Genomic DNA, 8724 nt, shown 5'->3' with positions numbered 1-8724 from the left:
AAGCTCGCCGACATCGTCCTGTGGCGCCCGCCGTTCTTCGGCGCCAAGCCCCAGCTCGTCCTGAAGTCCGGTTTCCCCGCCTACGGCGTCACCGGCGACCCCAACGCCGCCACCGACACCTGCGAACCCCTCGTCCTCGGACCGCAGTTCGGCTCGTACGGGGCGACCGCGGCCGACATCTCCGTCGCCTTCGTCTCCGCCGCGGCCGCCGCGCTCGGCGGCGACGAGATGCCCACCCGCCGCCGCCGCGTCGCCGTCCGCGGCGCCCGTGGGATCGGCCCCGGGGACCTCCTCCTGAACTCGCGGGTGGGCGCGGTCGATGTGGACGCGCGCAGCGGGCTCGTCTCCCTGGACGGCGAACCGCTGCGCTCCGAAGCCGCCGACTCGGTCTCCCTCAATCGCCTGTACTTCCTGTAAGCCGGCCCTGCCCGTAAGGACCCCCGCCATGACCGCAGCACAGCCCGCCGCCGCCACGAAGCCCGCCGCCACCGGCAAGCCCGCCGACGCCGGATTCCGGATGCCCGCCGAGTGGACCCCCCACGAGCGCACCTGGATGGCCTGGCCCAGCCCGAACCCGACCTTCACCACCGGGCAGGAACTCGCCGAGGCCCGCGAGGCATGGGGGGCCGTCGCCCGCGCGGTCGCCGCGTACGAGCCCGTGACCCTCGTGGTCTCCCCGGGCGACGCCGAGTCCGCCCGCGCGGTCGTCGGCGACGGCGTACAGCTGGTCGAGCGCGAGCTCGACGACGCCTGGATGCGCGACATCGGCCCGACCTTCGTCACGGACGGTGCGGGCGCGCTGGCCGCCGTCGACTGGACGTTCAACGGCTGGGGCGCCCAGGAGTGGGCCCGCTGGGACCACGACGAGAAGGTCGCCCGGCACGTGTCCGACCTCGTCGGCAGCCGCACCTACAGCACCGCCCTCGTCAACGAGGGCGGCGCCATCCACGTCGACGGCGAGGGCACCGTCCTGCTCACCGACACCGTGCAGCTGGGCGAGGGCCGCAACCCCGGCTGGACCCGCCACCAGGTCGAAGCCGAGATCCACGCCCACCTCGGCACGACGAAGGCGATCTGGCTGCCGTACGGCCTGGCCGGCGACTACGGCACCTACGGCACCCAGGGCCACGTCGACATCGTCGCCGCCTTCGCCCGCCCCGGCGTGGTGATGGTGCACACCCAGCCCGACCCTGCCCACCCGGACCACGAGCGCTGCACGGCCATCGCCGCGCTCCTGCGGGCGTCCACCGACGCCCGGGGCCGCCTGCTGGAGGTCGTGGAGGTCCCCGCGCCGACCGTGCTGGAGGAGGACGGGGAATGGGTGGACTACTCCTACATCAACCACTACCTGTGCAACGGCGGCGTGGTCCTGTGCTCCTTCGACGACCCGCGCGACGAGGAGGCCGCCGAGATCTTCCGCGGACTGTTCCCCGAGCGGACCGTGACACTGGTTGACGCACGTACGATTTTCGCCGGGGGTGGCGGTATCCACTGCATCACCCAGCAGCAGCCGAAGGTCTGACCGACGAGGAGTGGGTCCATGGTGGCGGGTGGAGTACCGGTACGGGCGGCGCGCAAGAACGCGCCCCCGCGCGAGGACGTCCTCGTCGCCGCCATGGCCACGATCGCCGAACGCGGTCTCGAGGGCCTGACCATGGCGGGCCTGGGCCGCGAGGTCGGCATGAGCAGCGGCCACCTCCTGTACTACTTCGGCAGCAAGGACGAGCTGCTGCTGCGAACCCTGGAGTGGAGCGAGGCCGCGCTCGGCACCGAGCGGCGCGGGCTGCTGTCCCGCCGCGGACCGGTGGCCGAGCGCCTGCGCGCGTACGTCGACCTGTACGTCCCCACCCGCGCCCGCGACCCGCACTGGACGCTCTGGCTGGAGGTGTGGAACCGCTCGCAGAACGCGGGCCCCCAGGAGCGCGACCGGCAGGCCGCCATCGAGGGCGCCTGGCACCGCGACCTGGTGGCGCTGCTCGCCGAGGGCATCTCGCGCGGCGAGTTCCGGCCGGTGGACCCCGATCGCGTGGCGGCCCGCATCCGGGCCCTCCTCGACGGCTTCAGCATCCAGCTGGCGGTGGGACTGCCGACGCTGGACCGCGCGGCCATCCTGGCCCACGTGCGCGAGTTCCTCGACGACACCCTGACCCCGCACGCCCCGGCGTGAGCGGGCCCGCCGCCCGCTGCCCCAGCCCGCCGCCCTCAGCCCGCCGCCCTCAGCCCGGCTCACGCGCCCCGGCTGCCCGGATGCTGAGATCCGTGTCCGCGGACGGCCACCGGTATGGCACACTGCGGGCGTGCCTGCTCAGCTCATGATTATCGCCAGCAGCGCGCCGGTCCCCAGGGGCCGCTGAACCGCGGAAGAACTTCGCGGAAGCGGCCACCGTGCCTCGGACCCGCGCGCAGACCTCTCGCTACCCGCGAGGGGTTTTTTCGTTTCCCGGCACCATCCCTGCCGGGAGCGGGCCGCGCGCGATGATGGAGGCAGTGGATCCCGGACATCCGGACCCACCATCCGACAGGAGCCAGATCAGCATGACGACGACAGAGGTCGCAGAGGTCCTCGACGACAGCTTCCATGTCTTCGACACCACGCTGCGCGACGGCGCCCAGCGCGAAGGCATCAACCTCACGGTCGCCGACAAGCTGACGATCGCCCGGCACCTGGACGACTTCGGAGTGGGCTTCATCGAGGGCGGCTGGCCCGGCGCCAACCCCCGTGACACCGAGTTCTTCTCCCGGGCCCAGGCCGAGATCGACTTCAAGAACGCCCGGCTCGTCGCCTTCGGAGCCACCCGCAGGGCGGGCGGCTCGGCGGCCGAGGACCCGCAGGTGCGGGCCCTGCTGGCCTCCGGCGCCCCCGTGATCACCCTCGTCGCCAAGTCGCACGACCGTCACGTCGAACTGGCCCTGCGCACCACCCTCGAGGAGAACCTGGAGATGGTCCGCGACACCGTCTCCCACCTGGTCGCCGCAGGCCGCCGCGTCTTCGTCGACTGCGAGCACTTCTTCGACGGCTACCGCGCCAATCCCGCGTACGCGAAGTCCGTCGTGCGCACCGCCCACGAGGCCGGCGCCGACGTCGTCGTCCTCTGCGACACCAACGGCGGCATGCTGCCCGCCCAGGTGACGGCCACCGTCGCCACCGTCCTCGCCGACACCGGCGCCCGCCTTGGCATCCACGCCCAGGACGACACCGGCTGCGCCGTCGCCAACACCCTGGCCGCCGTCGACGCGGGCGCCACCCACGTCCAGTGCACGGCGAACGGCTACGGCGAGCGCGTCGGCAACGCCAACCTCTTCCCCGTCGTGGCCGCCCTGGAGATCAAGTACGGCCGCACGGTGCTCCCCGAGGGCGCCCTCGCCGAGATGACCCGCATCTCGCACGCCATCGCGGAGGTCGTCAACCTCACCCCCTCCACGCACCAGCCGTACGTCGGCGTCTCCGCCTTCGCGCACAAGGCCGGCCTGCACGCCTCCGCGATCAAGGTCGACCCGGACCTCTACCAGCACATCGACCCCGCGCGGGTCGGCAACACCATGCGCATGCTGGTCTCCGACATGGCCGGCCGGGCCTCCATCGAGCTCAAGGGCAAGGAGCTCGGGGTCGACCTCGGCGGGGACCGCGCGCTGATCTCCCGGGTCGTCGAGCGGGTCAAGGAGCGGGAGCTGCGCGGCTACACGTACGAGGCCGCCGACGCCTCCTTCGAGCTGCTGCTCCGCGCCGAGGTCGAGGGCCGCGCCCGCCGGTACTTCCGTACGGAGTCCTGGCGCGCGATCGTCGAGGACCGCCCGGACGGCACCCATGCCAACGAGGCCACGGTCAAGCTGCGCGCCAAGGGCGAGCGGATCGTCGCCACGGCGGAGGGCAACGGACCGGTCAACGCGCTGGACCGGGCCCTGCGCGTGGCGCTGGAGCGGTTCTACCCGCAGCTGGCCAAGTTCGAGCTGGTGGACTACAAGGTCCGCATCCTGGAGGGCACGCACGGCACGGAGTCCACGACCCGCGTCCTGATCGCCACGACGGACGGCGTCCGCGAGTGGTCGACGGTCGGCGTCGCCGAGAACGTGATCGCGGCGTCCTGGCAGGCCCTTGAGGACGCCTACACCTACGGCCTCCTGCACGCGGGCGTGGAACCGGCGGAGTAGCCGCCGCCGAGCGGCCGTCCGGGCGCTGTCCGCGGCCCTTATGTCCTGCTCACACGGGAAAGTACCGGTTCGGGTAGCGTCGTGGGTATGAGGACCAGGCTGATATCCGCACGATCCGGACCGCTGCTGGCCGGTCTGCTGCTGGCCCTGTCGGCGACGGCCCTCGTGGTGGCCGCCCCACAGGCGTCGGCCGCCACCGGGACGGCCGCCGTGGCGGAGGCCCTCAAGAAGGGCCCGGTCTACGTCGATCCGCGGGCCGAGGCGCAGCTGCCCAGGGCCGAGGCGGACGCGCTCGCGAAGAAGATCAAGGACGCCGGGAAGCCGGTGTTCGTCGCCGTGCTGCCGGCCGCCGCGGAGTTCCCGCAGGACAGGGTCCTCGCGGCGGTCCGCGCCGAGACCGGCATCACGGGGCTGTACGCGATCCGCCTCGGCGACGGCTTCCGGGCCGCCGCCGACCGGACCGTCATGCCGGGGTACGCGGTCCAGAACCTCTCCGAGGCGGTGAAGACCGGCGGCCCGGCCGACGCGACGACACAGCTCGACACCTTCGTGGACCAGGCCCTCGGCCAGGCCAAGGGCTCCGCCCCGGCCTCCTGGGGCACCAGTGGAGCCGGCGACGGCGCCCCGGTCGGCGGCCTGATCGCGCTCGGCGCGGTGGCGGTGGTCGGCGGCGGCGGCGCGTACGCGCTGGTCCGGCGGAACCGCAAGCGGAAGGAAGAGGTCCGGCGCGAGGCGGTCGCCCGCCTGGGCATCGTCGTCGACGAGGACATCACGGCCTTCGGCGAGGAGCTGGAGCGGCTCGACTTCCACCCGGGGGAGCCCGGAGCCGACGACGCGATGCGCGAGGACTACGAGCAGGGGCTCGACTCCTACGAGAAGGCCAAACAGATCATGGCCTCCGTCCGGCGGCCGGACGAGGTCCAGGGGGTCACCCAGGCGCTGGAGGACGGCCGTTACGCCCTGGCCCGCCTCGACGCGCGCCGTCAGGGCAAGCCGGTGCCCGAGCGCCGCTCGCCCTGCTTCTTCGACCCCCGGCACGGTCCCAGCACCGAGGACGCCGCGTGGGCCCCGCCCGCGGGGGCGGCCCGTACCGTACCGGTCTGCGCGGCGGACGCCGTACGGCTGCGCGACGGGCTCGACCCGGCGGTCCGCACCGTCGACACCGAGCACGGGCCGCGCCCGTACTACGACGCCGGCCCGGCGTACGGGCCCTGGGCCGGCGGCTACTTCGGCGGCGGCATGCTGCCGGGTCTGCTGATGGGCACGATGCTCGGCTCGATGATGGCCGCTCCCGCCTACGCCTCGGACTTCGGCGGCGCGGGGAGCGGTTTCGAGGGCGGGGACGTTTCCGGGGCCGACTTCAACCCGTCCGACTTCGGCGGCGGGGGCGGCGGATTCGACGGGGGCGGCGGATTCGACGGCGGGGGCGGCTGGTAGCCGCCCCCGGGGGCCGGGTCCGGCGGGTCAGGCCTGCTTGATCGCGGAGATGTCGAAGGTCAGCTTCACCTTGTCGCTGACCATGACCCCGCCGGCCTCCAGCGCCGCGTTCCAGGTCAGGCCCCAGTCGGAGCGCAGGATCTCGGCGGAGCCCTCGAAGCCGACGCGCTCGTTGCCGTAGACGTCCGTGGCGGAACCGGCGAACTCCAGGTCGATGGCGAGCGGCCGGGTGACGTCCTTGATCGTCAGCTCGCCCGTGACGCGGTACGCGTCGCCGCCGAGCTGGGCCGCGGAGGTGGAGCGGAAGGTCATCAGGGGGAAGCGCTCGGCGTCGAAGAAGTCGCCGCTCAGCAGGTGGCCGTCGCGGTCCGCGATGCCGGTGCCGACCGAGGCGATGGTGACGTCGATGGAGGCGGTGGAGCGGGACGGGTCCGTGCCGTCCAGGCGCAGGAGGCCCTCGTGCTCGCCGAAGCTGCCGCGGACGTTGGTCACCATGGCGTGGCGCACGGTGAAGCCGATGCTGCTGTGGGAGGCGTCGATGACGTAGTCGCCGGTGAGCGCGGCGAGGGCCGGATCCACGTCCAGCGTGGCGACGGCGGCGGTGTTCGTGTCCTGGCTGCGACGGGTGAAGAGACCCATGGCTTCCTCCTCGGTAGAGTGCTGCGTGTCTGTTGAATGTTCAACGACTTCAACGAGGATGACGCTAGACCCATTCCGTTCAAATTTCAACTTCTTGGGCGGCGCTCCTGTCCCTTTGTCGGGGATCGACAAAGGAGCGGTCCCCCGTATGGCGGAGTCCGCGCATCGCCGAGCCCTTCTGTGCGGGCCGGACAGCGGAAGACACCCGAGACTGTGCGGAATCAACGGAGGTTTTTCGCGCCTCGCTTCGTAAGGTCGGTACATGACCGTTGTGGACCAGACCCCGAGCGAGCCCACGGACGCCCGCGGGCGCGTGGCCGAGCTGCACTCCCTGCGCGAGCAGGCGCGGCGCGGCCCCAGTGACCGGGCGACCGAGACCCAGCACGCCAAGGGCAAGCTGACCGCCCGTGAGCGCATCGCGCTGCTCCTCGACGAAGGTTCCTTCAAGGAGGTCGAGCAGCTGCGCCGCCACCGGGCGACGGGCTTCGGCCTGGAGAACAAGAAGCCCTACACCGACGGCGTGATCACCGGCTGGGGCACGGTCGAGGGCCGCACGGTCTTCGTCTACGCGCACGACTTCCGGATCTTCGGCGGCGCGCTGGGCGAGGCCCACGCCCAGAAGATCCACAAGATCATGGACATGGCCATCGCGGCCGGCGCCCCGCTGGTCTCCCTCAACGACGGCGCCGGCGCCCGCATCCAGGAGGGCGTCTCCGCGCTGGCCGGCTACGGCGGCATCTTCCAGCGCAACACCCGCGCGTCGGGCGTCATCCCGCAGATCTCGGTCATGCTGGGCCCCTGCGCGGGCGGCGCCGCCTACTCCCCGGCCCTGACCGACTTCGTCTTCATGGTCCGGGACACCTCGCAGATGTTCATCACCGGCCCGGACGTGGTCCGCGCGGTGACGGGCGAGGAGATCACCCAGAACGGCCTCGGCGGCGCGGACGTCCACGCCGAGACCTCCGGCGTCGCGCACTTCGCGTACGACGACGAGGAGACCTGCATCTCCGAGGTCCGCTACCTGATCTCGATGCTGCCCTCCAACAACCGCGAGAACCCCCCGGTCCACGAGACGTCCGACCCGGCCGGCCGGCGCTCGGAGGTCCTGCTGGACCTGGTGCCCGCGGACGGAAACCGTCCGTACGACATGCTCAAGGTCATCGAGGAACTCGTCGACGAGGGCGACGTCCTGGAGATCCACGAGCGCTGGGCGCGCAACATCATCTGTGCGCTGGCCCGGCTCGACGGCCAGGTCGTCGGCATCGTGGCGAACCAGCCCGGCCACCTCGCGGGCGTGCTCGACATCCACGCCTCGGAGAAGGCGGCCCGCTTCGTCCAGCTCTGCGACGCCTTCAACATCCCGATCATCACCCTCCTGGACGTCCCCGGCTTCCTGCCGGGCGTCGACCAGGAGCACGGCGGGATCATCCGCCACGGCGCCAAGCTGCTGTACGCGTACTGCAACGCCACCGTCCCGCGGATCTCGCTGATCCTGCGCAAGGCATACGGCGGCGCCTACATCGTCATGGACTCCCAGTCCATCGGCGCCGACCTCACCTACGCCTGGCCCACCAACGAGATCGCGGTCATGGGCGCCGAGGGCGCGGCCAACGTCATCTTCCGCAAGCAGATCGCGGACGCCGAGGACCCCGAGGCCATGCGCGTCCGCATGGTCAAGGAGTACAAGGCCGAGCTGATGCACCCGTACTACGCGGCCGAGCGCGGCCTCGTCGACGACGTGATCGACCCCGCCGAGACCCGCGGGACGCTCGTCAGCGCCCTCGCGATGCTCCGCAACAAGCACGCCGACCTGCCGTCCCGCAAGCACGGCAACCCGCCGCAGTAAGAGGAGACACGCCACCGATGAGCACCGACACCCTGCTCCGCGTCGAAAAGGGCAACGCCGCCCCCGAGGAACTGGCCGCGATCACCGCGATCCTGCTGGCCCGCGCCGCCGCCACCCCGGAGACCGCACCCGCCCGCACCCCCCGCTCCCAGGCCGGCTGGCGCCGCCTGGAGCGCACGCCGGGCTTCCGCGCCCCGCACAGCTGGCAGGGCTGAGCCCCGCGAGGCTCCGTACGCCGGGAGGCCCCGCACCCTCAAGGGTGCGGGGCCTCCCGCGTGCCCGGGGCCCGCACCCGGTCCGCGCACCCCGGGCCCCGGGCCCCGGGCACGGCGAAGGCCCCCGCGTCCCGGACGCGGGGGCCTTCGGCATGCCGTGGGCGGCCGCTAGCGCAGCCGGGCCATGAGGGCGTGCTCGACGAGCGTGATGAGGGCGCTCTTGGCGTCCGCGCGGTGGCGGGCGTCGGTGGTGATGATGGGGGCGTCGGGGCCGATCTGGAGGGCCTCGCGGACTTCTTCGGGGGTGTAGGGCTGGTGTCCCTCGAAGCCGTTCAGGGCGATCACGAACGGCAGGCCGCTGTTCTCGAAGTAGTCGACGGCGGGGAAGCAGTCGGCGAGGCGGCGGGTGTCGACGAGGACGATGGCGCCGATGGCGCC

At 72.4% G+C, this 8724-nt stretch carries 8 protein-coding genes and 1 pseudogene; 7 read left to right on the top strand and 2 right to left on the bottom strand.

The window, feature by feature from the left end; genetic code table 11:
- The 5 genes and pseudogenes from ABT106_RS29320 to ABT106_RS29300 all read left to right on the top strand — a co-directional run.
- Window positions 1-417 (top strand): annotated as a pseudogene (locus tag ABT106_RS29320) (urease subunit alpha); the annotation flags it as partial.
- A 100-nt stretch (window positions 418-517) separates the two neighbouring features.
- Window positions 518-1522, top strand: coding sequence for an agmatine deiminase family protein (locus tag ABT106_RS29315; RefSeq protein ID WP_351283337.1), 1005 nt, complete (start codon window positions 518-520; stop codon window positions 1520-1522).
- Window positions 1523-1540: 18 nt separating this feature from the next.
- Window positions 1541-2167, top strand: a complete 627-nt coding sequence (locus ABT106_RS29310; RefSeq protein ID WP_351283334.1) for a TetR/AcrR family transcriptional regulator — start codon at window positions 1541-1543, stop codon at window positions 2165-2167.
- A gap of 368 nt (window positions 2168-2535) precedes the next feature.
- Window positions 2536-4149, top strand: coding sequence for a citramalate synthase (gene cimA, locus ABT106_RS29305; protein ID WP_351283331.1), 1614 nt, complete (start codon window positions 2536-2538; stop codon window positions 4147-4149).
- Between the two features lie 87 nt (window positions 4150-4236).
- The gene (locus ABT106_RS29300; RefSeq protein WP_351283328.1) at window positions 4237-5586 is read left to right on the top strand and encodes a hypothetical protein; all 1350 of its coding nucleotides are present in this window, start codon (window positions 4237-4239) and stop codon (window positions 5584-5586) included.
- A 27-nt stretch (window positions 5587-5613) separates the two neighbouring features.
- On the opposite strand, the gene ABT106_RS29295 is transcribed toward ABT106_RS29300, so the two are convergent.
- Window positions 5614-6225: a YceI family protein gene (locus tag ABT106_RS29295; protein ID WP_351283325.1), complete on the bottom strand. Its 612-nt coding sequence runs from the start codon at window positions 6223-6225 to the stop codon at window positions 5614-5616.
- Between the two features lie 262 nt (window positions 6226-6487).
- Here ABT106_RS29295 and ABT106_RS29290 point away from each other — a divergent pair, with 262 nt between their 5' ends.
- Window positions 6488-8071, top strand: coding sequence for an acyl-CoA carboxylase subunit beta (locus ABT106_RS29290; RefSeq protein WP_351283322.1), 1584 nt, complete (start codon window positions 6488-6490; stop codon window positions 8069-8071).
- 17 nt (window positions 8072-8088) lie between these two features.
- Window positions 8089-8286, top strand: a complete 198-nt coding sequence (locus tag ABT106_RS29285) for an acyl-CoA carboxylase subunit epsilon (RefSeq protein WP_267717656.1) — start codon at window positions 8089-8091, stop codon at window positions 8284-8286.
- A gap of 168 nt (window positions 8287-8454) precedes the next feature.
- Here ABT106_RS29285 and ABT106_RS29280 read toward each other — a convergent pair.
- Window positions 8455-8724 (bottom strand): ATP/GTP-binding protein (locus ABT106_RS29280; RefSeq protein ID WP_351283318.1); only part of this gene is annotated, 270 nt, incomplete at its 5' end.

It is taken from the genome of Streptomyces sp. NPDC002044 (genome assembly GCF_040296725.1).
Classification (GTDB): domain Bacteria; phylum Actinomycetota; class Actinomycetes; order Streptomycetales; family Streptomycetaceae; genus Streptomyces; species Streptomyces antarcticus.
The sequence above is the reverse complement of the archived record's forward strand: the minus strand, read 5'-3'. Positions and strand labels throughout refer to the sequence as shown.